We start from the raw sequence: 23,822 nt of genomic DNA, 5'->3' as shown, positions 1-23,822 counted from the left end.
GCGCTCCGGCGGCCGCCGGATCGCCGGCCGCCTCGATCACGACCCGGCGGCCGGATTCGAGCTGCAGCGCCACGTTGCCGTTCGGGCCCAGGGCCAAGCCGTCCATGCCGATGTGCTCGCCGAAGGCGCCCAGCGCGCGGTCCAGGCTGTTCATTCGTATTCCTCGTCGATGGCCGCGTCCAGGGCCAGTTGCGCCGCATTCAGGACGGATTGGCGGGCGTCCAGGTCGGGAAACATGGGCACCGGCAGGTCCTTGAGCACGGCGCGCAGCCCGCCCAGGAACACGATGCGGGCGCCGACCGTGTCCACGCCATGGCTGGATGCCAGTGCGGAAAAGCGCGATTCCGACACCCATTTCTCGTTGCTGACGTTGACCAGGTCCTGCATCAGGCGGTCGGCCGCCAGTGTCTTGCCGTGTTCGGTGGCCAGCTTCTGGCCCAGTTCGGCGCAGCCGTCCAGCACCGTCACCGCCACGCCCAGCTGATACAGGTCCTGCATCAGGGCGTGCAGCCGGTCCGGGTTGGTGGACGGGCGCGCGGCGGCCAGGTCCTGCCCCAGCGCCTGGATCAGCTGCTGCAAGCCGCGGCCCGCGTCCTTGCCGCCGAAGCGCTCCAGCGCCAGGGCCAGGGTCTTGGCCAGCGACGATTCGCCCAGCACCACGTCCTGGTAGGTGCGCTGGAAGTCGGCGATGCCGCGGGCGTCGTCGGCATAGCCGGCCGCCGCGCCGATGGTGTTCAGGCTGGCGCGTATCTGCGGGCCGCTTTCCAGTTCCAGGTCGGCCAGGGCTTCACGCAGGCCGTCCAGCACGTCTTCGGGGGCGCCTTCGCTTTCGCCCTGGCGCAGCGCGTATTGCAGCCCCAGGTATTGGCGGGCCGCATCGCCGAACGCCTGGGCCGCGGCCTGGCGCGGGTCGGCCTGGCCGGCCAGCAGGTGGCGCGCGAGCTCGATCAGTTTTTCCTGGGCATCGGCGTCGTGGGCCTCGGCCAGGAAGCCGATGATGGCTTCGGCGCTGAGCAGTTGCAGGGGCGCCTCGCGGCCGACCTTGCGTTCGGCGTGGTGCTTGTCCTCGGCCTTCTCGGCCATGTGCAGGCTGAGCTCTTCGGCGGAATCCGCCAGCGACACCTCGCCGTCCACCTTCATCGCGGTCTGGCCCAGCATCGTGCCGACCTGCGGCTGGCCGGACTGGACATCGGCGTGCGCGGTCGAGGACGAGAAAGCGGAAGAAGCGGGCAGGCCGGTGTCGATACGGTTCATGGGGACGCGGGTAGGCGGCGGGCGAGGGCCGCGCATGGTCTGGGGTAGTAACGGTTGGGGCGGGAAAGTTCCATCCTTCTTGCAGGGAACCAAGCCCGGGCAACGGTTACGTACACGGGGCAGGCCGAGTTGCCATGGGCGCCGGTGCTGCGATGCCGAATTTAAGGGTTAACCCGTGATGGTTCTGGTGCGCGCCGCGGGCAGCGGGCGGCCGTCAAAGGAGAATGGAATGTCTACGGTTTCCGGATTGGGAGTGGGTAACGTTGCGGGCATGGACCTGTCCAGCATGGACCTGGAGACCGCACTGATGACGGTGCAGACCCAGCGTTCGCAGATGCTGGAAGACGCCCTGCGCCAGCAGCTGGATGCGGTGAACGGCCGCAATGCCCAGATGGCGGGCATGAACGAGGCCATGAACGCCAAGACGGCAGACAACCTGAAGCTGGAATCGGCCAACGTCAGCCTGCAGGACCAGATCGGGCAGTTGAAAGACCTGCAAGGCCGCCTGTCGGCCAGCAAGTGCCCCAATCCCGAAGGCTGGTACGGCCTGTCATGGGGGCAGGGCGATGACAAGAAGCTGTCGCACGACACCCTGGCCCAGATCAAGGCGGCCGGCTTGACGATCCCGACCGGCGACGACGCGCCCCGCGACGTCGACCGCAACGGCACCATGGACGCCAAGGGCCGGGTCGTGCAGAACTTCGTGGACCAATTGAACGGCAAGATCGCGGCGCTGGAAGCGAAGATCGTCGACAACGGCAAGACCATCGACGCCAACAAGCAGGCCGTGAACGAGATCAAGTCGTCGCTGGACAACCTGAGCAACACCCAGCAGATGGAAATGCTGCGCCTGCAAAGCCTGACCGGCAAGCGCAACGAAGCCTTCGACGTCATGACCAATTTCCTGAAGAAGATGCAGGAAAGCCGCTCGTCGATCATCGGCAACATGCGTTGAGCCCGGGGCGGCCAATGAACAGGGGCGATCGATGAGCGGACCGGTAAGCGGCAGCCAGCCCGTGCTGGGCGGCGTCGGCCTGGAAAGTTCCAGCGGCGTGCGTGGCGCGGACCTGGTGGGCGCCGACCAGGAAACGGCCATGTTGAGCGTGCAGGGCGAGCGTGGCCGCCTGCTGGACAAGCAGATCGAGACCCAGATCCAGGAATTGCGCGCGCTCAACCGCCGGCTGGAACTGCTCAATACGGTGCAGGCCGGCCTGAAGGCGGTGCAGGCGCAATTCAATGCCGACGCCAAGTACAGCAAGGAATGGGACGATGCCAGCGGCGGCTGGAGCTTTCGCCGCGCCGACGAGATCAACCGGGCGGCGGCCGAGGCCGGCTTGAACCTGGGGTTTGCCTCGGACAGCAATACCTGGCGCCTGTTCGGCCACATGGGCGACATGAAGGAATTCGCCCATGCCTACCTGCCGCCCGACCAGGCCGACCTGCTGGTGAAGTGGCGCGACAAGGGTGATCTGCGCGGGCATTTCGTGGCCGAGACGCTGGTCAAGAAAATGGCCGGCCACGAGGGGTTCATGACGCCCGATTACCCCGGCCAGACCTTGAACCGCTGCCCGGGGGGCATCCGCTACGACTCGGAATACGGCGAACTGCGCCAGGCCGTGCAGCGGGTGCAGGGCGCGATCGACGAGACGTCCAGCCGGCAGCAGGACCAGATGCTGCGCCTGCAGGCCCTGACCAACCGCCGCAACGAGTCGGCGGAAATGCTGAGCAACTACGTCAAGAAGATGCAGGACAGCAAGATGGCGATTTCCGAAAAGATTCGTGGAACCTGAGGCCGGGTTCCGTTACTTACGCTGCATCGTCGGTCAACCGAAACATTGAAGCCGGGCAGCCCGCCCGGGCCAGGAGCTCACCGTGAACGTAAACGTCAACACGTCCAATATCGGAAACATCGGTCAGATCGATCTTTCCAGCATGGATATCGAGACCGCCCTGATGATGGTGCAGTCCGAACGCACCAAGCTGCTGGACAGCCAGCTCAAGAGCCAGATCGAGGAAGTGCAGAAGCGCAACGAACTGACCGGCGCCCTGAACGACATGCAGGCCAAGCTGAACGGCATGAAGGGTTCGCTGGAGTCCAAGGACGCCAAGCCGGGCGACGTGGTCAAGGGCAGCGCCGGCACGCCGACGAATGACGCGCTGGCGAAGGACTACGCCATCCTGGCGTTCAAGCTGGGCATGGACCCGGCGCCGGTCAAGGCCACGCCGGTCAAGGATGCCCAGGGCAACGTCATCAGTGCGAACGTCACCGGCCTGCCGACCCGCGAGGGCCTGGAGAAGGCGATTCCCGACCTCAAGAGCAAGCTGGATGCCGCCAGCAACAGTCAGCAGATGGACATGCTGCGACTGCAAAGCCTGTCGAACAAGCGCAACGAAGCCTTCGACACGATGACCAACTTCGTCAAGAAGATGCAGGACAGCCGTTCGTCGATCATCGGCAACATGCGCTGATCTGCCCCTGATAAATACGCCCACCCCGGAGAACGGCAATGGCCGACACCCAAGACCAGAACATCCAGGACATCATCGAGCGCGCCGAGGCCGCCGTGCGCGACGCCCAGCGGTCCATCGAGGAATCCGACGACAAGCTGCGCAAGCTGGGCCTGGACCCGGAAAAGGTTCGTTCCACGCTGCAGGCGCAGCCGATGGACGAGCGCCAGCGCGACGAGGCGCAGGCCCTGTTCCGCCAGGACATGGAAGCGATCGAACGCGAAGTCGAGCAAGAGGCGGCCTACGCCCGCCAACGCAGCGCCCCGCGCGCCGCGGGCGCGCCGGTCAAGCGTCCGCGCACGATGGTCTGATTCCGAACGCACCAGGAGCCCCCCGATGAATACCGCCGTCCAGGCGCCGATGACCGGCGAAGAGTACGCAGCGCTGCACGACCAGATCGTCGGCCAGTTGGCCCGGGGCGGCAGCCTGGGCCAGCTCAAGGGCATGACCGCCGACGAATGCGAGGCGCTCTACAGCCTGGGCTACGGCCTGTACGAAAAGGCGCGCTATGCCGACGCCCTCAAGGTGCTGGCCTACCTGGTGTCGCTGGACCACACCGAACACCGTTACCTGGTGGCGCTGGGCGCCACCGCCCAGGCCATGGGCAAGCACGCCGACGCACTGCAGCAATACATGGCCGCCACCTTGCTGGACCCGCTGGAGCCGGCCCCGGTGTTCTACGCCGCCCAGTGCCTGCTGGAAATGGGCCAGCCCGACGCCGCGCTGCAATCGTGCGACCTGGCGCTGGCCATGTGCAAACCCGACCGCTACGCCGTGCTGGCCGAACGCGCGCAGGCCCTGCGAACCCTGCTCGCCGCGCGCGGCGCCAAGGAGAATTGACATGATCAACATCAACAACGCCGGCATCAATCCGGCGCTGCTCAATCCCCTGGCCGGCGCCGATGGCGCGCCGCCGCCGGCCGCCGGGTTCACCGAACTGGACGCCACGCAGTACGTGGCCAAGGGCAGCGCGGCCGACAAGCTGGCCGCGCTGGGCCTGCCCCTGCCGTCGGGCAACGCCGCTGCGGGCGCCGCGGACGCACTGAGCAAGCTGATGGGGTCGGCCGAGACCGACATGTACGCCGTCATGGCGCTGTTTCAGAAGATGGCGCAAGAGCAGCGCAACGCCGCGCGCACGGAACGCGCCGCGTCGATGGACGCGCAGGTCCAGGCCCTGCATTCCGCGGCGGACAAGATCAAGGAAGCCGCAGAAGAGCGCTTCAAGGGCGCGCTGGCCCAGGGCATCAGCCAGATCGTGGGCGGCGTCATGCAGGCCGGCGTGGGGCTCGGCGGGATGGCCGCGATGGGCGCGTCGGCGCGCATGACGACCACCTCCAGCCCGCTTACCGCACAGCAGACGGTCACGCAGGCCAAGCTGGACGGCTTTGCCGCCAACTCCTCCGGCATCGGCCAGGGCCTGAGCGGCGTGGCCGGCGGCGTCGGCGGCATCATCCAGGCGAACTACGACCGCAAGGCAGGCGAAGCCGACGCCGCGCGCGCCCACCTGGAAGCCGACGCCAAGGTATTCGAGTCGGGCGTGCAGCATGCCAACGACCTGATGCAGCAGATGATGGACGTCATTCGTGATGTTCGCGACAAGCTCGGCGCCATCGAACAAAGCCGCAGCGAGACGAATCGCGGCATCGCCCGCAACCTCTGAACCCGCCTGGGGAGCCATCACTATGGATATCCGGCCTTCTACCGGCAACGCCGGCCTGACACCCGCGCTGGACCCGTCCGGTGCCGGCGCGGTCGCGGGCGCCGCGGCCCAGGCCGCCTTGCAGGCGGCCAGCGGCTTGGACCTGGCCGCGCTGGCCTCGCAATGGGCTTCGAGCGTGGCGCAGGCGCGCAACGGCGCCGGCGACGGCGTCACCAATGCCAACGGCAAGCCCGCCATCGCGCCGCCGGCGCGTGAATTCTCGGCCTCGGAAATGGTGGACCTGCTGCGCGCGCTGCAAGGCAAGACGCAGGACGCGCAATTGCGCAGCGCCAAGGAAAACATCGAGAACAACCGCATCGAGCAGGCCAAGAACAACGAAGAGCAGCTGCGCAAGGTCGACGAGTGGATCCAGAAGAGCAAGGACGCCGAGAAGGGCGGCATCCTGGGCAAGATCTTCGGCTGGATCGGCGCCATCGTGGCGGCGATCGCGGCGGCCCTGATGGTGGTGGCGGCCGTGGCGGCCACCGCGGTGACCGGGGGCGCGGCAGGTCCGGTGATGGTCACGCTGGCGGCGATTGCGGTGGCAGGGGCGGTGAGCATGCTGGCCAACCAGATATCGGCCGAGTGCGGCGGGCCCGAGATCAGCATCAGCAACCTGGTCACGCAGGCGGTCAGCAAGCTGTTGCAGGCGTTTGGCGTCGAGCCTGAAATGGCCGAGAAGATCGGCAACATCGTCGCGGGCGCATCCATGCTGCTGACCGGCGCGATCCTGATCGAACCCGGTGCGCTGGGCAAGATGGCCGGCGCCATTGCGGTGCTGGCCGGGGCAGATCCGCAGACCGCCGGCTATATCGCCATGGCCGTCGGCCTGGCGGCCACCATCACCGTGGGCATCGTGATGGCGGTGGCCACTTTCGGCGCGGGCGCCGTGTCGGCCGGGGCCAACGCGGCGGCCAATGTCGGTTCCCAGACGGCGCGCACCGTGGCCGATTCGGTCAAGACAGCCGGGCAGGTGGCCTCGGGCGCGGCGGCGGTGGTCAAGGGCGCGGGCCAGATCGCCACCGGCGTCGAAACCATCCAGTCGGCCCAGGCGCAGGAGGCGGCCGACAAGGTGCTGGCCGACAAGAAGGCGCTCGAGGCCCTGCTGGTCAAGCTGCAGGCCTCGATGGAAGAAGACCGCGAACAGATCAAGACCGTGATGCAGGCGATGGACGAGTCCATGCAGCTGGTCAGCAAGATGATCAACGCCGCCGCCGACAGCATGAGCCAGGTCACCGCCAATATCGGCAAGCGCGCCATGGTTTGACCAGCGCAACATCGGAACCCACACCATGTCCCAATCTTCATCCGCGAATGTGCGCAGCCCCTTCGGGCAGCAACTGTATGACGGCCTGGCGGCGCTGCCCGGCAGCCAACGCCTGACCGCCGACCAGCTCGAAGTGATCTACGCGATGGCCTATGCCCACGTGGCCCAGGCCCAGTACGCGCAGGCCTTGCCGCTGTTCGCTTTCCTGTCGCAGTACGGGCCGACCCGCAAGCACTACCTCGCGGGCCTGGCGTTGTGCCTGCAGATGCAGGCCCGCTTCGAAGAAGCGATCCGCATCCAGTCGCTGATCGGCGTGCTGTTCCCGCCATCGCCGGAAGCCACCTTGCGCGTGGCCGAATGCCAGCTGGCGCTGGCCCAATCCGAAGCCGCGCGGGAATCGTTGCGGCTGGTGGTGGCGGCGGCCGAGGCCGACAGCGCCTATGCCCAGGCCGGCGCGCGCGCCGCCTCTTTGCTGGCGCTGGCTGAGAAGGAGGTCCGCCCATGAGTCGGGAACGCCATGAACGATAGGGTGGGCACAGCCTCGGCAACGGCCGTCTCGGGTGAGACGGCTTTTGTACTTGAGGCGGACGACGCGCGTTGCCTGGCCGAAGTGGGCTTTCTGGCCGCGGGCCGCGGCGACGTCGCGCGCGCCGATGCCATCTTCCACGCGCTGCGCGCCTTGCGCCCCGGCCGCGCCTACCCCTGGCTGGGTTTGGCGGTGGCGCGCCTGAACGCGGGCCGGGCCGACGAGGCCGTGCGGCTGCTGGAGCAGGGCGAGGCCAGCGCCGCGGGGGAACGCACGCTGCTGGCCGCCTGGCGCGGCCTGGCGCTGCAGCTGGCGGGCCGCAACGCCGAAAGCGTGCGCCTGCTGCAGGCCTGCGCCGAGACAGACGCCGACGGCGAGGGCGCTGTGCTGGCGCGTTCGCTGTTGGGATTGCAAACCGATCAACGCTAGGAAAATCATGGAAATCACCGCGCTTTCCGCCGCCTTGTCGCCCGCGCTGGACTCGGTCAAGGCCGCGCCGGCCGCCACGCCGTCCGAGCTGGCCACCGAACGCTTCAACCAGTTGATGGCCGCGCCCGAGGCCGGCGCGCCGGCCTTGACCGGCCTGCAAGCGGCGCTGCAATCGGCATTCACGCCCGGCGTCGACGCGGCCCCGGCCACGCTGGGCAACCAGATCCTGTCCAGCCTGCGCAGCACCACCACCGAGTATTCGGAAAAGTGGCAGAACATCTCCGGCCGCCTGGACGCCATGTCCACCGAGCCGTCCATCGCCGACATGCTGCGCCTGCAGGCCGATCTGGTGCAGATCTCGGTGCAGTACGAAATGGTCGGCAAGGCCGTTTCGCGCACCACGCAAAACATCGATACGCTCGTCAGGATGTCCTAATGCACGCCGTTGCCCCGTTGTTCCTTCCCGCCGTTCCCGGCGCCTCAGCGCTGCGGCATCTGCGCTGGCTGCTGTTCGCGCTGGCGCTGCTGCTGGCCGCGTGCGGCTCGCGCGTCGAGCTGTTTTCGGCCGCCAATGAAAGCGAGGCCAACGAGGTGCTGTCGGTGCTGCTCGATGCCGGCATCTCGGCGCAGAAGGCCACCACCAAGACCGGCGTGGCCGTGTCGGTGGACGGCCAGCAGGTGGCCCGCGCGCTGGATATCCTGCGCGCCCGCGGCCTGCCGCGCGAACGCTTCGACGGCATGGGCCAGATCTTCCGCAAGGAAGGCCTGGTGTCGTCGCCGCTGGAAGAGCGCGCCCGCTACATCTACGCCCTGTCGCAGGAACTCACCAACACGCTGTCGCAGATGGACGGCGTGCTGGCCGCCCGGGTGCACGTGGTGCTGCCCGAGCGCGGCGGCGTCGGCGAAACCACCACGCCGTCCACGGCCGCGGTGTTCATCAAGCACCAGACCGGCTACAACCTGGACGCGCTGCAGCCGCAGATCCGCAAGCTGGTCACGCATGCCATTCCCGGGCTGACCGAAGACCGCGTGTCGATCGCGCTGGTGTCGGCGCAGCCGGCCGGCGCGGCGGCGGCCGCGGCCAATGCGGCGCGCCAGGCCATGGGGGGGGATGGGGGCGAAGGCACTTCTCCGGCGCTGACCGCGTGGCTGATCGGGCTGATCGTGCTGGTGCTGGCGCTGGCCGGCGTCATTGGCTACCTGCTCTGGCGCTATGGCATGCCCCGCCGCGCCCGGCCCGAGCGCCGCGAACCCGTGGCGGACGGGCGCTAGCGATGACGCTGGCGTTGACCGCGCTGGACCGTCGGCTGGTTGAATTCAACCAGTTGCCCAGCCGCACCCTGCACCCCAGCCGCCATGCGGCCTATGCGCCGCCGGCCACGCTGGCGGCGATCGCCGCCGCGCCGGCGCTGGCAGCGAGTTGGCACCGGCACTGGTCGCGCGACATCCTGGACGCCTTGGGCCTGCGCCAGCGTCCCGTGACGGACCCGGACCGGCCCGAACTGGCGCTGGCGCTGCTGGCCCCCGATGCGTTGGCGCAGTGCGCGCGCCGGCTGGGTGCGGTGCTGTGCGGCCCGCGGCTGCGCCGCGCCATAGCTGGCGACGAGGTGCGCATGCTGATCGCGGCGCTGGGCGCGGACCTGCTGGACTTCACCCGCCGCACCGCCGGCTCGCTGCATGGCGGCATTGCCGCCAGCAGCGCCTGGTCGCTGGCCGAGACCACCGCCGCGGTGGACACGCTGGGGCGCGACGCGCTGCGCGCCGCCCTGGCCCGCGGCGGTCCCGAACTGGCGCAGCGCGCCGAATTGAAACTGCCCGACCTGCCCGCCGGCCCACCGCCCTTGCCGGGGCAAGAGGCGCTGTCGCTGGGCTTGTCGCTACTGAAGAAAACGGATCCCACATGGCTTTCCTCATTCCCCGCGATCCGCTGACGCCGCGAGCCGCCGCCGGCCGCATCGATCCGGCCCTGCGCGTGCTGCGGGCGGCCGATCACGCGGCCTGGGCGGATGCCGGGCAACTGCTGGCGCAGGCGCGGACTCAGGCTGACGAGATCATCGGCGGCGCCCAGGCGGCCTTCGAGGCCGAGCGCGAACGCGGCTATCAGGAAGGCCGCGAATCGGCGCTGCTGGACCAGGCCGAAAAGATGATCGAAACCGTCGGCCGCACGGTCGAGTATTTCGCGGGCGTCGAAAACGAGATGGTCGAACTGGTCATGTCGGCCGTGCGCAAGGTGGTCGATGGTTTTGACGACCGTGAAAAAGTCATGGTGGTGGTGCGCAACGCCCTGGCGGTGGTGCGCAACCAGAAGCAGATGACGCTGCGCCTGAACCCGGCCGAAGTGGACACGGTGCGCGAGCAGATCAACGACCTGCTGGCCGCCTACCCCGGCGTGGGCTACCTGGACATCCTGGCCGACGGCCGGCTGGCGCGCGGCGCCTGCATCCTGGAAAGCGAGATCGGCATGGTCGAAGCCAGCCTGGAAGGGCAGATCCAGGCGCTGCGCCAGGCTTTCCAGCGCACCCTGGGCAGCCGGGTCTAGCGATGCGCCAATTCGACTACATCTCGGAAATGATGTCGCTGGCGCTGCAGGACACGCCGACGCTGCGCATCAAGGGCCGGGTCACGCAGGTGATCGGCACCATCATCAAGGCCGTGGTGCCCTCGGTGAAGGTGGGCGAGGTCTGCATCCTGCGCAATCCGGGCGAGAACTTCGAGATGAAGGGCGAGGTCGTCGGCTTTGCCCGCGACGCCGCGCTGCTCACGCCCATCGGCGACATGTACGGCATTTCCACGGCGACCGAGGTCATTCCCACCGGCCGGGCCCACATGGTGCCCGTGGGCCCGGGCCTGCTGGGCCGCGTGCTGGACGGCCTGGGCCGGCCGCTGGACGAGGCCGAACTGGGGCCGCTGGAAGCCAGCAAGTTCTACCCCGTGTTCGCCGAGGCGCCGGACCCGCTCAAGCGTCGCATCATCTCGCAGCCGCTGGAACTGGGCGTGCGGGCGCTGGACAGCGTGCTGACCTGCGGCGAAGGCCAGCGCATGGGCATCTTCGCGGCGGCCGGCGGCGGCAAGTCGACGCTGATGGGCATGCTGGTCAAGGGCGCCGACGTGGACGTGACTGTGGTGGCGCTGATCGGCGAACGCGGCCGCGAAGTGCGGGAATTCCTGGAACACGAGCTGGGCCGTGAAGGCCGCCGCAAGAGCGTCATCGTCTGCGCCACCAGCGACAAGTCGTCGATGGAGCGGGCCAAGGCCGCCTATGTGGCCACCGCCATCGCCGAGTATTTCCGCGACCAGGGCAAGCGCGTGCTGTTCCTGATGGATTCGGTGACGCGCTTTGCCCGCGCCCAGCGCGAGATCGGCCTGGCCGCGGGCGAACCGCCGACCCGCCGCGGCTATCCGCCGTCGGTGTTCGCCACCCTGCCCAAGCTGATGGAGCGCGCCGGCATGAACGAGCACGGCTCCATCACCGCGCTGTACACCGTGCTGGTCGAAGGCGATGACATGACCGAGCCCATCGCCGACGAAACGCGCTCGATCCTGGACGGCCACATCGTGCTGTCGCGCAAGCTGGGCGCCGCCAACCACTATCCCGCCATCGACGTGCTGGCCTCGGCCAGCCGCGTCATGAACGCCGTCATCACGCCCGAACACAAGCAGGCCGCCGGCCGGCTGCGCGAGCTGATGGCCAAGTACCAGGAAGTGGAGCTGCTGGTGAAGATCGGCGAATACAAGCGCGGCGGTGACGCGGTGACCGACGAGGCCATCGACAAGATCGGCGCCATCAACCAGTTCCTGCGCCAGCGCACCGACGAACGGGCCACGCTGGCCGACGCCCTGGCGCAGATGAGCGCCATCGTGGGGACGCGATGAGCGTCTTTGACGAACTGCTGGCCATCAAACGGTTCCGCGAGGGCCAGGCCGAGATCGCGGTGTCGCGCCAGCGCCTGCGCCAGGCCGAGGCCGATGCTGCGCGGCAGGCCTCGGAACAGGCGCTGGCGGATTTCCGCGAGGCCGCCGACAGGCAGGAACGCGAGATGTACCGCGACCTGTGCAGCCGCGTGGTGCGGGTGCGTGAAATCGAAAACGTACTGCAGGGCGTGGCGGGCCTGCGCGAGGGCGAGCGCCAGTGCGAAACGGCGCTGGAACAGGCCGCCCAGCGCCTGCACGAAGAAAGCCAGGCGCTGGCTGACAGCCGCGTCCGCCATCAGCAGGCGGTGCGACTGACCGGCAAGTTCGTCGAGCTGGCCAGCATCCACCTGGCCGAGCACCTGAAGGCGCTGGAGCACAAGGAAGACATGGAAATGGAAGAGGCCGCCACGTTGTCGCGCGACCGCGAAGACTGGGAACAGCACGAGGAGTTCGAGCCGGCATGAGCATCGACCGACGCATCGGCCTGGAAACCGCCATCCCCCAGGGAACCGGCCTGGCGCAATCCGATGGCCAGGCCCCCGGCCGCCACGCCAGCGACGCCGACCGGCGCGCATTCGAACAGGCGCTTGCGCAGGACGCCGACGCGGACGGCAAGCCGCCCGCGCCGCCCGCTGCGACGCCGTTTTCCTTGTTTGGCGCCGCCGCATCGGTCGCGACCGGACCTGCCGAGGCACCGTCCACCGCGCTGACCGATGCGCTGCTGGACAGCGCCGAACAACTGCTGGTGGCCGATGGCAGCCAGGGCCGGCGCCAGGTGCGCGTGGAATTGAAAGACGACGTGCTGCCCGGCGTGAGCGTGTCGGTCTATGAAGAAGAAGGCCGTGTCGTCGCCGACTTCGTCTGCGCCAACGAAGACTCGCGCGAGCGCCTGACTGCGATGGCGCGGCCGCTGGCCGAGCAATTGGCCGACAGCCTGGCGCGGCCGGCGCGCGTGCGCGTCAGCGCCGACGATCCCGAATATCCCTGCCTGGCCGAGACCGACGCTTCGGCGCCGGCCCGTTGACCCCTGGAACCCATGACCGCAAGTTCGCAACATCTCTTGCCGCGCCTGACCGCCAACGAAGCCCGCGCCCGCTCGCTGATCGCGCGCCACGGCGCCGACCTGTCCGTGACGCTGGCGCCGCTGGCCGGCGCCGACGCCGAACCGGCGCACTGGCGCCTGGGCTTCACGCCCGGTGTGCCCGACGCCCTGCGCCAATCCGCCACCCTGGCGGCCGACCTGGAATGGGCCGGCGCGCGGCTACGCCTGGGCCTGCCTGCCAGCGCCGCCGATGCCTGGCTGGCCGCAAGGTTGCCGGGCCTGGAAGCCGACGCCTTGCCGCCCGCGCTGGTGGCCACCGCCATCGAGACCCTGCTGGCCGAAGTGGTGGCTGGCCTGAGCGAGGCCTCGCCCGGCGGCCCGGTGCGCGTGGTGGGGCGTGACGGCCCGGCGCCCGCCCTGGCGCAGGCCTGGACCCTCGCCGCGCGCCATCCGGCCACCGGCCATACCGTCTACGCCACGCTGGAGGCCGACGGCCTGGGCCTGATGCTGCTGGCCGGCCTGGTGGGCCGCGCCGCGCCCGCCGCCAACGAGATCGACGCCGACGCGGTGCCGGTGCGCATCGCCGCCTGCCTGGGCTGGACCTGGTTGCCGGCCGCGGAACTGCGCACCCTGGCCCCGCGCGACACCGTTTTCCTGGACCACAGCCGGGTGACGCCGGACGGCGAACTGTGGCTGGGCGCCGGCGGCCAGGGGCTGCGCGTGCGCCAGCAGGATTCCTCATACCTCATCACTCAAGGCTGGACTTCCCTCATGACCGAGACGCCGCAAACACCGCCCGATGCCGAGTCGGGCGCCCCGACGCCGCTCGACATCGATGCCATTCCCGTCAGGCTCACGTTCGAGCTGGGCGAACGCCAGATCACGCTGGGCGAACTCAAGCAGTTGCAGCCGGGCGAAACCTTCGACCTGGAACGGCCACTGGCCGACGGCCCCGTGCTGGTGCGCGCCAACGGCGCACTGGTCGGCAGCGGCGAACTGGTCGAGATCGACGGCCGCATCGGCGTGACCTTGCATCGCCTGGGCAAGGCGGGCGCATGAGCGGCGCGGATCCCATCAGCCTGGCGGTCGTACTGGCGCTGTTGGCGCTGGTGCCGCTGGCTGCCGTCATGACCACCTCGTTCCTGAAGATCGCGGTGGTGCTGACGCTGGTGCGCAATGCCATGGGCGTGCAGCAGGTGCCGCCGAACATGGCGCTGTACGGGCTGGCGCTGATCCTGTCGGCCTACGTGATGGGGCCGGTAGTGATGCAGATCGGCGACGAACTGCGCGCCCCGCCTGCCGTGGTGGCGCCGGGCCAGCCCCAGCCTGACCGGCTGGAAGGCATCCTGGATGCCGTGGCGCGCGGCGCCGAGCCGATGCGCGCCTTCATGCTGAAGAACAGCCGGCCCGAGCAGCGTGACTTCTTCATGCGCACCGCGCGCGGCCTGTGGGGCGAGCAACAGGCGCGCAACCTGAAGCAGGACGACCTGCTGGTGCTGATTCCGTCGTTCCTGCTGTCGGAACTGACCGCGGCCTTCCAGATCGGCTTCCTGCTGTACCTGCCGTTCGTCATCATCGACCTGATCGTGTCCAACATCCTGTTGGCCATGGGCATGATGATGGTGTCGCCGGTCACGATCTCGATGCCCTTGAAGCTGTTCCTGTTCGTCATGGTCGACGGCTGGACGCGGCTGATCCAGGGCCTTGTGCTGTCCTACGCCTGAGGCCGCCATGGGAACCGTCGACCTCGTTTCCTACATGACCCAGGCGCTGTACCTGGTGCTGTGGCTGTCGCTGCCGCCGATTGCCGTGGCGGCGATCGTGGGCACGCTGTTCTCGCTGTTCCAGGCGCTGACGCAGATCCAGGAACAGACGCTGTCGTTTGCCGTCAAGCTGATCGCCGTGTTCGCGACCATCATGCTGACGGCGCGCTGGCTCAGCGCCGAGCTCTACAACTTCACGATTTCCGTGTTCGATCTCTTCTACAAGATCCACTAGGAGCGACACGCGGCCATGATCTCGGGCATCACCTACGTCGAAGCGAAAGTCTTCCTGGGCACGCTGGCGCTGACGCAGCCGCGGATCCTGGCGCTGTGCGCGATGCTGCCCCTGTTCAACCGCCAGCTGCTGCCCGGCATGCTGCGCTACGCCATCTGCGCGGCCATCGGCATCGTGCTGGTGCCGGCGCTGTCGCCGCGCTACGTGCAGATGGATCCGTCCGCCATCGAACTGGTGCTGCTGGTCGTCAAAGAAGTCTTCGTCGGCCTGGTCATGGGCTTTCTGGTGGCGATTCCGTTCTGGATCTTCGAGGCCGTGGGCTTCGTGGTGGACAACCAGCGCGGCGCCAGCCTGGGCGCCACCATCAACCCGGCGACGGGCAATGACTCGTCGCCGCTGGGCATCCTGTTCAACCAGGCCTTCATGGTGTTCTTCCTGGTGGGCGGGGGCTTCACGCTGATGCTGACGATGCTGTACGACAGCTTCCGGCTGTGGGACCTGTGGGACTGGGCCCCCACGCTGCGCCGCGAAAGCGTGCCGCTGATGCTGGACCAGCTGGGCCGCTTCCTGCGGCTGACGCTGCTGTTTGCCGCGCCCGCGATCGTCGCCATGTTCCTGGCCGAAGTCGGCCTGGCGCTGGTCAGCCGTTTCGCGCCGCAGTTGCAGGTGTTCTTCCTGGCCATGCCCATCAAGAGCGCGCTGGCCCTGCTGGTGATGGTGCTGTACATGAACACGCTGTTCGAGTACGCCGCCGAGGCCACCGGCCAGATCAGTTCGGCCCTGCCGTTCCTGGACAACCAATGGCGGGCGCCATGAGCGGCGAAAAGACCGAACAGCCAACCACCAAGAAGCTGCGCGACGCCCGCCAGAAGGGCGACGTCGCGCACAGCAAGGACTTCACCCAGACGTTGCTGGTGCTGTCGCTGTTCGGCTACATGCTGGGCAACGCCCACGGCATCGTCGAGGCGCTGGGGCGGCTGATCCTGATCCCCTCGACGCTGGTTGGGCAGCCCTTCGAACAGGCGCTGCCCCTGGCGCTGGACGCGGCGCTGCGCGAGGCGGTGTACCTGGTGCTGCCCTTCGTGCTGATCGTGCTGGTGGTGGGCATGTTCTCGGAATTCCTGCAGGTGGGGGTGGTGCTGGCATTCGAAAAGCTCAAGCCGTCGGCCAAGAAGCTGGACGTGATGAGCAACCTGAAGAACATCTTCTCGAAGAAGAACCTGGTCGAACTGATCAAGTCCATCGTCAAGATCGCCTTCCTGTCGGTGCTGGTGACGCTGGTGGTGCGCGATGCGCTGCCCGAACTGATGGCGGTGCCGCACAGCGGCCTGGCCGGTCTTGAGGTCGGCGTGGGCGGCATGATGCGCACGCTGATCATCAACATCGCCGTCGCCTACGTGGTGATCTCGCTGGCCGATTTCGTCTGGCAGCGCATGCAGTACCGCAAGGGGCTGATGATGAGCAAAGAAGACATCAAGCAGGAATTCAAGGAGATGGAGGGCGACCCCCACATCAAGCACAAGCGCAAGCACCTGCACCAGGAAATGGTGATGCACGGCGCGGTGGCCAATACGCGCAAGGCCTCGGTGCTGGTGACCAACCCGACCCACCTGGCGGTGGCGATCTACTACGAACCCGGCGAAACCCCCTTGCCGATGGTGCTGGCCAAGGGCGAGGGCGCCCTGGCCGAGCAGATGATGCAGGCGGCGCGAGAAGCCGGCGTGCCGGTGATGCAGAACATTCCCCTTGCGCGCGCGCTGATGGCGTCCGCGCAACCCGATCAGTACATTCCCAGCGAGTTGATCGAGCCCGTTGCCGAAGTCTTGCGGCTCGTCAGGAAACTGGCTGCCCATCCGGACGCCCCGACATGAACGCACATCCCCTGATTTCCGCCTACGCCGCCCGCCATGGGCTGGCGCCCTCCACCCGGTCCGACGGCCGCGTCACGCTGGTGATCGACGACACCTACCGCGTACATCTGCAACCCGGCCGCGATGGCTGGCTGGCGATGAGCGCGCGGCTGTGCGCCCTGCCGGCCAGGAACGCCGGCCGCGACGAGCTGGTGCAGGAGATCGGCAAGCTCGCCGCCGGCATGCTGGCGCGGCATGCGGCCGCCTGCGTGGTGGATCCGCAGGGCCGGGCGCTGTGGCTGCAGCAGTCGCTGCGCCCGGGCAGCAGCGAATTGGAACTGGACGAAGCCATGGGCGCGTTCGCGAACGCGCTTTCCTTTTGGGCCGGCGCCGTGCGGCGGCTGGCATGAACACGCGATACGGGCGCAGCGCCCGAGGAGAAAGAGTGTTGAAGCGGATGATACTGGCGACCGCGTTGTCGCTGGGCCTGGCGGCAGGCGCGCAAGCCGCGCCGAACTGGCCGAACGTGCCCTATAGCTACTATGCCCGCGACGAAAACCTGCAGACGCTGCTGCGCGAGTTTGCCGGCGGCTTCAGCCTGTCGCTGCAGCTCGGGCCCAACGTCACGGGCACCGTCAACGGCAAGTTCAACGCCAATACGCCTACCGAATTCCTGGACCGGCTGGGCGGCGTCTACGGCTTCAACTGGTTCGTCTATGCGGGCACGCTGTTCGTCAGCCGCACCAACGACATGAAGACGCGCTCGGTCAGCGCCATGGGCAGCTCGATCAGCGCGCTGCGCCAGGCCTTGCAGCAACTGGGCGTGCTGGACCCGCGGTTTGGCTGGGGCGAATTGCCGGACCAGGGCATTGCGCTGGTGTCCGGCCCGCCGGGCTATGTGGACCTGGTCGAACGCACCGTGGCCGCGCTGCCGATGGGCGCGGGCGGCCAGCAGGTGGCGGTGTTCCGGCTCAAGCATGCTTCGGTCAATGACCGCACCATCAGCTACCGCGACCAGAAGGTCGTGACGCCCGGCCTGTCGACCGTGCTGCGCAACCTGATCACGGGCGGCGGCGGCGGGGCCAACAACGAAACCCTGGCGGCCATCGCCGCGCCCCTGCGCGACAACCCGCCGGCCTTTCCGCAGGTGGGCGGCGACAGCGCGGCGCCGCCAGCCAATGCCGGCGGCGGCCAGGCGCCGGCCCCGGCAGGTGCCGCCAAATCGGGCCTGCGCCTGCGCGAACCCACGGTGCAGGCCGATGCGCGCCTGAACGCCATCATCGTGCAGGACATTCCCGACCGCATTCCCATCTATCGCAGCCTGATCGAACAGCTGGACCTGCCCAGCACGCTGGTCGAGATCGAGGCCATGATCGTGGACGTGAATTCCGACCTGGTCAGCGAACTGGGCGTGACCTGGGGCGCGCGCGCCGGCAGCACCTCGTTCGGCTACGGCAACATGGCCTTGAGCCCCAGCGGCGGCCTGCCGCTGGAAAGCGGGGCGGCGCTCTCGCCGGGTACCATCGGCATCAGCGTGGGCAACACCTTGGCGGCGCGCCTGCGTGCGTTGCAGACCAAGGGCCAGGCCAACATCCTGTCGCAGCCGTCCATCCTGACGGCGGACAACCTGGGTGCCATGATCGACCTGTCGGACACCTTCTACATCCAGACCCGCGGCGAGCGCGTGGCGACCGTCACGCCGGTCACCGTGGGCACGTCGCTGCGGGTGACGCCGCGCCATATCGAGGCCAAGAGCGGTTCGCGGGTGGAACTGACGGTGGACATCGAAGATGGCCGCATCCAGGAAGAGCGCCAGATCGACAACCTGCCCACGGTCAGGAAGAGCAACATCAGCACCCTGGCCATCGTCGGCAACGACCAGACGCTGCTGATCGGCGGCTACAACAGCAGCCAGAATTCCGAGCAGGTCGACAAGGTGCCGATCCTGGGCGACATCCCGGGCCTGGGCATCCTGTTCTCCAACAAGTCCAAGACCGTGCAGCGTCGCGAACGCCTGTTCCTGATCCGGCCGAAGGTGGTGGCGATCAATGGCGAAATGGTGGCCACGCCGGGCGGGGCGGGCACCGGGCCGATGCTCAACGCCACCTGGGGGGACGGCCGCATGACGGCGGGACAGTATCTGGACCTGGCGCAAAGCCAGCGCACCCGCATCCTGTTCGGACCGAACGTGGAATTGCGGCGGTCGAGCGGCCCGTTGCGGGCCTCGGAATGGCTGGAGGGCGTGCCGACCGCCGACCCGGTCGCCACGCCGGTGCTCGAAGGCAAGTCCAGCGCGCGCCAGGGGCCGGTGATCCAGATCGAACCGGTGGCGGCGCCGGGGACGGGCAGGGCGCCGTGATGGGGCGGCGCGGCATCGGCTATCGAATGGGGTCGGCGCCGCCGGCACGGGCCGCCGTGCGGTCGCCGGCGCCCGCCGATGCTCAGTCGTCCAGGTGCAGGCCCTTGGCGGCCAGCTTGTCGCGCAGGGCTGTGCGCGCGCGTGACAGGCGGCTGCGCACGGTGCCGATCGGCACCGTCAGCAACGCGGCAGCGTCTTCATAGGAAATGTCGTCCAGCCCGACCATGAGCAGGATGTCGCGCATGTTGGCCGGCAGTTCGTCCAGCGATTCCTGCAGCAGCGCCATAGTCTGGTTCTACTCCAGGATGCGATCCGGGGACAGGGCGTTGGAGGCATGCTCGGCCAGCACGCTGTCGCTGACGAAGTCGTGACGTCGCTCGGGCGCCCGCGACAGGTAGTTGCGCACCAGGTTCAGCGCGATGCCGTACAGCCAGGAAGACAGTTGCGATTCGCCGCGAAAGCTGCGGTAGGACCGGGCGGCTTCGACGAACGCCTGCTGGGCCAGGTCTTCGGCTTCGGTGGTGTTGCCGATGTGCTTGATGATGAAGCGCTGCAGGCGGGTGGAATGTTCGCGCACCAGGTCCCGCAGCAGGTATTCCTCGCCCGTGTCCCAACCCGGCCCGTCGCCGTCAGCGCGAATGGGCGGCAGATCCGCTTCCGGGGAAGCGGTTGTGCAATCGCTGGGGTTGGTCATGGAAGGGGAAAAGAAACGTGTATTAAGCTACAAGTTACTACCGGGATGACGCGAATTATCGCAGCATACCGGTGTCACAATATTTCGAAAATGGAAATATTGAGGCAAAAGTAGCTTTTTTTTAGTCAGAAATGTAAATAGAAGTAAACCGTTACTCGGCGGTATTCCGGCACCCGGAATCAGGGACGGAAAAGTCCTGGCGGGTTTACGCCTTGAGCAGTTCGCGCAGCCAACCGGCTGCGGTGCTGAGTGCGACGGGGCTTTGGCCAGACTGGGCGGCGTGTTCGAAGCGGGCCTGCATGGCCTGGTCGAGCTGGCCGCGGCGCGCGGCATCCAGGCTGGCCGGCGCCACGCCGGCATCGGCACAGGCCTGCTGGAACGCGGGGTGCCGTGTGCGGCCGAGACCGCCAACCGGGTCAGGAAATCCACGCCCGACAGCGCATCGCTGGAGGTCTGCGCCATGTCGAGCGCCAACGAAACCGTGCGGGCGGAGAGGGGCTTGCCGGGGTTGGGCTCCAGGCCCAGCTCGCGCGAGACGGCGCTGGCGATGCCTTGGCCGTAGCTGCGGGCCAGCGCCTGGGCGAACATTTCGGTCGTGTCGACATTGGGTGCGACCCATGCCACGCTGCGGCCGCCGGGCGTGGCGCCCATGCCCAGGACCTGCAGTGTTTCGCCCGCGATGTCGACATAGATGTCTTGACCGCTCTCGGCGGCCTTGGAGAAGGCCTCGAGAGAGACGAATGACGACGAAGGGGTAACCGATGAGATTGTCATGCAGCCAATAAATCCGGCGTGTCCGAAATCCGGCCAGAAAGAGGTCTTAACGGCGGGGTCCGAGAACCCCTGTGATTAAGTAACCCCGATGGCGCTTTGGTTCCATCGCCGGGACACGTACGCGAATTTTAAGCTATTGCGTGGGTTGGGGCAGGCAGCGCGAAACAGGGCGTTACCGCATTGCGGCTGCGCCCGCGCGCTACTTCGCTTCGTAGACCTCGTCAGCCGCCAGCAGGATGTCCACGGGAGGGTCAAAGCCGATGACCCGCGCGGTCTGCAGGTTCAGCGCGATCTTGGCCGGGTCGATCCACACCTGGCTGAGTTCGCGCGGCTTGGCGCCGTTGAAGATGCGCGCCATCGTTTCCGCGTAGAACAGCCCTACGTACGAGTAGTCCGCCTGGGCCAGGCTCAGCAGCAGGCCATGCTTGACCTCTTCGGACCCCAGCATCGAAAAGCTGGGGACCCGCGCCTGGCGCAGGATCTCGGCCACCGTGTCGACCGACGCGGGCGTCACGCCCCGGTGCACCGTCACGTAGGCGGCATCGATCTGCGGCGCCAGCCTGGCATAGCATTCCAGCGCGTTGCGGGTGGCGACTTCGGGGGCGATGCCATTGGACGGCGCGTTGCACGTCAGCACCTTGAAACCCTGTTCGCGCGCCACCTGCTCCACTGCCTCCACCGCGCTGTAGGTGCGCCCTTCGGGGCTGTCCTCATACACCAGTCCCAGCCGCTTGAACGGCACGATCTCGTGGAACAGGCGCACCTGGCGTTGATAGCGTTCGGGCTGCACGCGGGCGTGCAGATTGTCCAGCCCGCTGTCCTGCGCCGAGCGGGTGATGCGGGCGCCGACCGCATCGCTGGTCGAGGCCACGATGGTCGGCACGGGCGCGCCCATGCCCGCCATGTCCTGGCCGGCCCAGGTGCCCATGGCGAGGATCAGGTCGATGTCTTTCTTGCCTTCCAGCCGCTGCTTGATCGATTCGCGCACGGCCGGGCGCTGGGCGGCGTCGAAATTGCCGGGCTGCCACCAGGCGTCGCGCACGAATTCCAGCGTGTCGCTGCGAGCGTTGTCGGCCAGGAACTCCCACATCTGCTTGCCGCTCAGGCCATCGGGAATGGTGGGCACGGTGATCCAGCCCAGCTTCTGCAGGCCGTCCACCGTGACGCGCAAGGTGCGGGGGTATTCGCTGTAGTCGCCGCTTTCGAAATAGCCGATGCGCCACTTCTTGCCATCGGGGCGGGCCACGGGCTTGGTGGGGAACACCTGGGGGGCGGCAGCGGGGGGCGCCGCTGCCGGCGTCCCGGCCGTGGCGCCAGCCGCCGATGCGCCAGACGCCGCGGCCTGGGCCAGGCACGCGGCGGGCGCCAGCAGGGCCAGGCTCAGCAATAGGGTGGGCAGCGATGTCTTCATGGGCGGCGGATCACGATCAAGGTGATGTCATCGGATTGTTCCGCGCCGTCTGCAAAGGCCTGCACGTCTTCCAGCAGACGCTTGGCCAGGCTGGCTGCCGGCACGGGGGGGTTGGACAGCACGGCCAGCAGGCGCGGGTCGCCATACTGCGCATTCTGCGGATTGACGGCCTCGGTGACGCCATCGGTGTAGCCCACCAGCATTTCGCCGGGTGCCAGCAGCGTCGACAGGCAGCGGTATTCCAGGTCTTCCTGCACGCCGCAGGCCGGGCCGCTGCGACCTTGCAGCAGCCGCACCACGCCGTCGGCGCCCACCACTGCGGGCGGCAGGTGGCCGGCGTTGGCCCATTGCAGTTCGCCCGTGGTCATGTCCAGCACGCCGATCAGCAGCGTGACGAACATCATGTTCGGGTTGTTCTCGGACAGCCGGTTGTTGATCTTCTGCATCATCAACGCCGGGTCGGTCTCATCCTCGGCGGTGGCCCGGATCAGCGTGCGCGTGACCGCCATGAACAGCGCGGCCGGGACGCCCTTGTCCGACACGTCGCCGATGGCCAGGCACAGCCGTCCGTCGGGCAGCGTGAAATAGTCGTACAGGTCGCCACCGACTTCCTTGGCCGGCAGCATCACCGCGTTCAGGTCGATCCGCTCGCGCGTGATGGCCGACAGCGGCACCGGCAGCAGACCCAGCTGGATCGCGCGGGCGATGTTCAGTTCGCTCTCGAAGCGTTCGCGCGCGGTGGTTTCGCGCATCAGGCGGGCGATGTTCTCGCGCAGCTTGCGGTCCATGAACAGGAACGACGATGCCAGCCGGCCGACCTCGTCCTTGTGCCTGGCCGGCAGCGCCGCGATGTGGGCGGGTACGCTGGATTCGGCGGTCAGGTCCTGCTCGGGCAGCTGGCGGGCATAGCGGGTCAGCGTTTCCAGGGGGCGCACGATGCGCGCGGCCACCAGCCAGGCGCACACCAGCGCCACCAGCATCATGATCCCGAAGATCAGCGCCTGGCGGTTGAGCAGTTCGCGCGCCGGGGCGGTCAGGTCGCTTTCGGGCACCACCGCCACCACCGTCCAGCCCAGCGGCGCGAAGCGCGCGCTGTCGATCTGCCAGGGGCCGTCGCCGCCGTCAAAGCGCAGGCTTTGCAGCTTGCCGCTGTTGTCTTGCCGCGCCAGCAAGGCACGCAGCGTGTCGCCGCCGCTGTTCCTGGCATCCAGCAGGCCGGCCCGGGCCTGGGGCGGCGGCACCACCATGCGGCCGTCGTCGGTGGCGATGAAGATGAAGCCCGATTGCGCCAGCGTCAGCTTCGACAGCGTGTCGCGCACCGAATTCTCAAGCTGGGTGCGGCGCGTGTCGATCTGCTCGATCACGTCCTGGGCGCTGTCCGAAATGGCGAACACCCAGTTCCAGGGGCGGAAGTAACCGAAATAGGCGTAGCGCGTTTCGCCGTCGCCGCGCTGGGCCGAGGGCGGCCAGCGGTAGATGGCAAAGCCGTAGCCTGACGTGCGGCTTTCTTCCAGCAGCGCCTGCGCCAGGGGCCGGTTCTTGAAGTCGGACAGCGTCGACAGATCCCGGTCGACCATGTCGGCATTGCCGCAGGCCAGCACCTGGAAGTCGGCATCGTAGACAAACGCGTAGCGTCGGTCATCCAGCTTCAGGCGGTTGATCCAGGCGCGGGCCATGCCCTTGGCCGCTCCCTGGGTGATGATGCCGCGCTCGGCCAGGTCGGCGTAGGCGCCCAGCGCCGCCGCCACCACGGTGCCGCTTTGCATCAGCTGGCGCCGACCGCTGCGCACGGTGGATATCTTGTCCGCCAGCAGCGCGCCCCAGCGGGCCTCGACGTCGCGCAGCACCAGCTCCATTACGTTGCTGACGGCGTGGCGCTCGCTGTTCATCACCGTGCGCGTGACGTTGCGTTGCGACGTCAGCATCACGAATGCCGCCACCGCCAGGAGCAGCGCTACGACCAGTAGAAAAATCTTGCTACGGAGCGAGCGCAACGACATGGGGGATATAGGGGGCGGGTGAGGTGATGGCGTGAAATAAGATGCAATTTGCATTAATTGTAAATACCATTGGTGCCCGTGTGTAAATACTTTGCGGCG

27 protein-coding genes and 1 pseudogene are annotated in these 23,822 nt (G+C 67.9%); 23 read left to right on the top strand and 5 right to left on the bottom strand.

What is annotated here, in order from left to right:
* Positions 1-150 precede the first annotated feature (150 nt).
* Positions 151-1,254 (bottom strand): type III secretion system gatekeeper subunit SctW, encoded by a 1,104-nt coding sequence (gene sctW, locus AC6LJ2_RS19010; protein ID WP_498151937.1) that lies wholly within the window; start codon positions 1,252-1,254, stop codon positions 151-153.
* Positions 1,255-1,483: 229 nt separating this feature from the next.
* Between sctW and AC6LJ2_RS19005 the strand changes: the two genes are divergently transcribed.
* The 23 genes from AC6LJ2_RS19005 to sctC all read left to right on the top strand — a co-directional run bounded on the left by AC6LJ2_RS19005 (position 1,484) and on the right by sctC (position 18,844).
* A complete protein-coding gene (locus tag AC6LJ2_RS19005; protein WP_445658156.1) occupies positions 1,484-2,209 on the top strand; it encodes a hypothetical protein in 726 nt (241 codons plus the stop codon).
* A gap of 31 nt (positions 2,210-2,240) precedes the next feature.
* Positions 2,241-3,044 (top strand): hypothetical protein, encoded by an 804-nt coding sequence (locus AC6LJ2_RS19000; protein WP_263914225.1) that lies wholly within the window; start codon positions 2,241-2,243, stop codon positions 3,042-3,044.
* Positions 3,045-3,126: 82 nt separating this feature from the next.
* On the top strand, positions 3,127-3,723 hold the full coding sequence (locus AC6LJ2_RS18995; protein WP_498151936.1) for a hypothetical protein: 597 nt from the start codon (positions 3,127-3,129) through the stop codon (positions 3,721-3,723).
* A gap of 38 nt (positions 3,724-3,761) precedes the next feature.
* Positions 3,762-4,073 (top strand): hypothetical protein, encoded by a 312-nt coding sequence (locus AC6LJ2_RS18990; protein WP_263914223.1) that lies wholly within the window; start codon positions 3,762-3,764, stop codon positions 4,071-4,073.
* 25 nt (positions 4,074-4,098) lie between these two features.
* Complete coding sequence (locus AC6LJ2_RS18985) at positions 4,099-4,602, top strand: SycD/LcrH family type III secretion system chaperone (protein ID WP_498151935.1); 504 nt, start codon at positions 4,099-4,101, stop codon at positions 4,600-4,602.
* Between the two features lies 1 nt (position 4,603).
* Positions 4,604-5,422, top strand: coding sequence for a type III secretion system translocon subunit SctB (gene sctB / locus AC6LJ2_RS18980; protein WP_263914220.1), 819 nt, complete (start codon positions 4,604-4,606; stop codon positions 5,420-5,422).
* Between the two features lie 22 nt (positions 5,423-5,444).
* A complete protein-coding gene (gene sctE / locus AC6LJ2_RS18975) occupies positions 5,445-6,728 on the top strand; it encodes a type III secretion system translocon subunit SseC family protein (RefSeq protein WP_263914218.1) in 1,284 nt (427 codons plus the stop codon).
* A gap of 25 nt (positions 6,729-6,753) precedes the next feature.
* On the top strand, positions 6,754-7,233 hold the full coding sequence (locus AC6LJ2_RS18970) for a CesD/SycD/LcrH family type III secretion system chaperone (protein ID WP_445658159.1): 480 nt from the start codon (positions 6,754-6,756) through the stop codon (positions 7,231-7,233).
* 12 nt (positions 7,234-7,245) lie between these two features.
* Positions 7,246-7,683, top strand: coding sequence for a tetratricopeptide repeat protein (locus AC6LJ2_RS18965; protein ID WP_263914217.1), 438 nt, complete (start codon positions 7,246-7,248; stop codon positions 7,681-7,683).
* A 7-nt stretch (positions 7,684-7,690) separates the two neighbouring features.
* Positions 7,691-8,119, top strand: a complete 429-nt coding sequence (gene sctI / locus AC6LJ2_RS18960; RefSeq protein WP_263914216.1) for a type III secretion system inner rod subunit SctI — start codon at positions 7,691-7,693, stop codon at positions 8,117-8,119.
* Entirely contained in the window at positions 8,119-8,955 is an 837-nt protein-coding gene (sctJ, locus tag AC6LJ2_RS18955) for a type III secretion system inner membrane ring lipoprotein SctJ (RefSeq protein ID WP_263914214.1), read from the top strand. The genes sctI and sctJ overlap by 1 nt, the downstream gene beginning before the upstream one ends.
* A 2-nt stretch (positions 8,956-8,957) precedes the next feature.
* Positions 8,958-9,614: a SctK family type III secretion system sorting platform protein gene (locus AC6LJ2_RS18950; RefSeq protein WP_498151934.1), complete on the top strand. Its 657-nt coding sequence runs from the start codon at positions 8,958-8,960 to the stop codon at positions 9,612-9,614.
* Positions 9,584-10,222 carry an HrpE/YscL family type III secretion apparatus protein gene (locus AC6LJ2_RS18945; RefSeq protein ID WP_263914212.1) on the top strand — a complete coding sequence of 213 codons (639 nt, stop codon included), beginning with the start codon at positions 9,584-9,586 and terminating at the stop codon, positions 10,220-10,222. Before AC6LJ2_RS18950 ends, AC6LJ2_RS18945 begins: the two co-directional genes overlap by 31 nt.
* Before the next feature lie 2 nt (positions 10,223-10,224).
* A complete protein-coding gene (sctN, locus tag AC6LJ2_RS18940; protein ID WP_263914211.1) occupies positions 10,225-11,556 on the top strand; it encodes a type III secretion system ATPase SctN in 1,332 nt (443 codons plus the stop codon).
* Positions 11,553-12,059 (top strand): type III secretion system stalk subunit SctO, encoded by a 507-nt coding sequence (sctO, locus tag AC6LJ2_RS18935; RefSeq protein WP_445658162.1) that lies wholly within the window; start codon positions 11,553-11,555, stop codon positions 12,057-12,059. Before sctN ends, sctO begins: the two co-directional genes overlap by 4 nt.
* The gene (locus tag AC6LJ2_RS18930; protein ID WP_263914209.1) at positions 12,056-12,619 is read left to right on the top strand and encodes a hypothetical protein; all 564 of its coding nucleotides are present in this window, start codon (positions 12,056-12,058) and stop codon (positions 12,617-12,619) included. Before sctO ends, AC6LJ2_RS18930 begins: the two co-directional genes overlap by 4 nt.
* Positions 12,620-12,631: 12 nt before the next feature.
* Positions 12,632-13,696 (top strand): type III secretion system cytoplasmic ring protein SctQ, encoded by a 1,065-nt coding sequence (gene sctQ / locus AC6LJ2_RS18925; RefSeq protein WP_498151933.1) that lies wholly within the window; start codon positions 12,632-12,634, stop codon positions 13,694-13,696.
* Positions 13,693-14,361 carry a type III secretion system export apparatus subunit SctR gene (gene sctR / locus AC6LJ2_RS18920; RefSeq protein WP_025137539.1) on the top strand — a complete coding sequence of 223 codons (669 nt, stop codon included), beginning with the start codon at positions 13,693-13,695 and terminating at the stop codon, positions 14,359-14,361. Before sctQ ends, sctR begins: the two co-directional genes overlap by 4 nt.
* A 7-nt stretch (positions 14,362-14,368) precedes the next feature.
* Positions 14,369-14,635: a type III secretion system export apparatus subunit SctS gene (sctS, locus tag AC6LJ2_RS18915; protein WP_008163300.1), complete on the top strand. Its 267-nt coding sequence runs from the start codon at positions 14,369-14,371 to the stop codon at positions 14,633-14,635.
* A 15-nt stretch (positions 14,636-14,650) separates the two neighbouring features.
* On the top strand, positions 14,651-15,451 hold the full coding sequence (gene sctT, locus AC6LJ2_RS18910; RefSeq protein WP_025137538.1) for a type III secretion system export apparatus subunit SctT: 801 nt from the start codon (positions 14,651-14,653) through the stop codon (positions 15,449-15,451).
* Positions 15,448-16,506: a type III secretion system export apparatus subunit SctU gene (gene sctU / locus AC6LJ2_RS18905; protein WP_498151932.1), complete on the top strand. Its 1,059-nt coding sequence runs from the start codon at positions 15,448-15,450 to the stop codon at positions 16,504-16,506. Before sctT ends, sctU begins: the two co-directional genes overlap by 4 nt.
* A complete protein-coding gene (locus AC6LJ2_RS18900; RefSeq protein WP_498151931.1) occupies positions 16,503-16,895 on the top strand; it encodes a CesT family type III secretion system chaperone in 393 nt (130 codons plus the stop codon). The genes sctU and AC6LJ2_RS18900 overlap by 4 nt, the downstream gene beginning before the upstream one ends.
* 47 nt (positions 16,896-16,942) lie before the next feature.
* On the top strand, positions 16,943-18,844 hold the full coding sequence (gene sctC, locus AC6LJ2_RS18895; RefSeq protein WP_263914283.1) for a type III secretion system outer membrane ring subunit SctC: 1,902 nt from the start codon (positions 16,943-16,945) through the stop codon (positions 18,842-18,844).
* 82 nt (positions 18,845-18,926) lie between these two features.
* Here the strand turns inward: sctC and AC6LJ2_RS18890 are convergent.
* The 4 genes and pseudogenes from AC6LJ2_RS18890 to AC6LJ2_RS18875 form a co-directional block, all read right to left on the bottom strand.
* Positions 18,927-19,538 (bottom strand): annotated as a pseudogene (locus tag AC6LJ2_RS18890) (RNA polymerase sigma factor).
* A gap of 27 nt (positions 19,539-19,565) precedes the next feature.
* A complete protein-coding gene (locus AC6LJ2_RS18885) occupies positions 19,566-20,312 on the bottom strand; it encodes a BspR family type III secretion system anti-sigma factor (protein WP_498151930.1) in 747 nt (248 codons plus the stop codon).
* A gap of 199 nt (positions 20,313-20,511) precedes the next feature.
* Positions 20,512-21,723, bottom strand: a complete 1,212-nt coding sequence (locus AC6LJ2_RS18880) for an ABC transporter substrate-binding protein (RefSeq protein ID WP_263914203.1) — start codon at positions 21,721-21,723, stop codon at positions 20,512-20,514.
* Complete coding sequence (locus AC6LJ2_RS18875) at positions 21,720-23,723, bottom strand: SpoIIE family protein phosphatase (RefSeq protein WP_498151929.1); 2,004 nt, start codon at positions 23,721-23,723, stop codon at positions 21,720-21,722. The genes AC6LJ2_RS18880 and AC6LJ2_RS18875 overlap by 4 nt, the downstream gene beginning before the upstream one ends.
* Positions 23,724-23,822 lie beyond the last annotated feature (99 nt).

The sequence above is a fragment of the Achromobacter sp. 1014246743 genome (genome assembly GCF_059760725.1).
The sequence above is the reverse complement of the archived record's forward strand: the minus strand, read 5'-3'. Positions and strand labels throughout refer to the sequence as shown.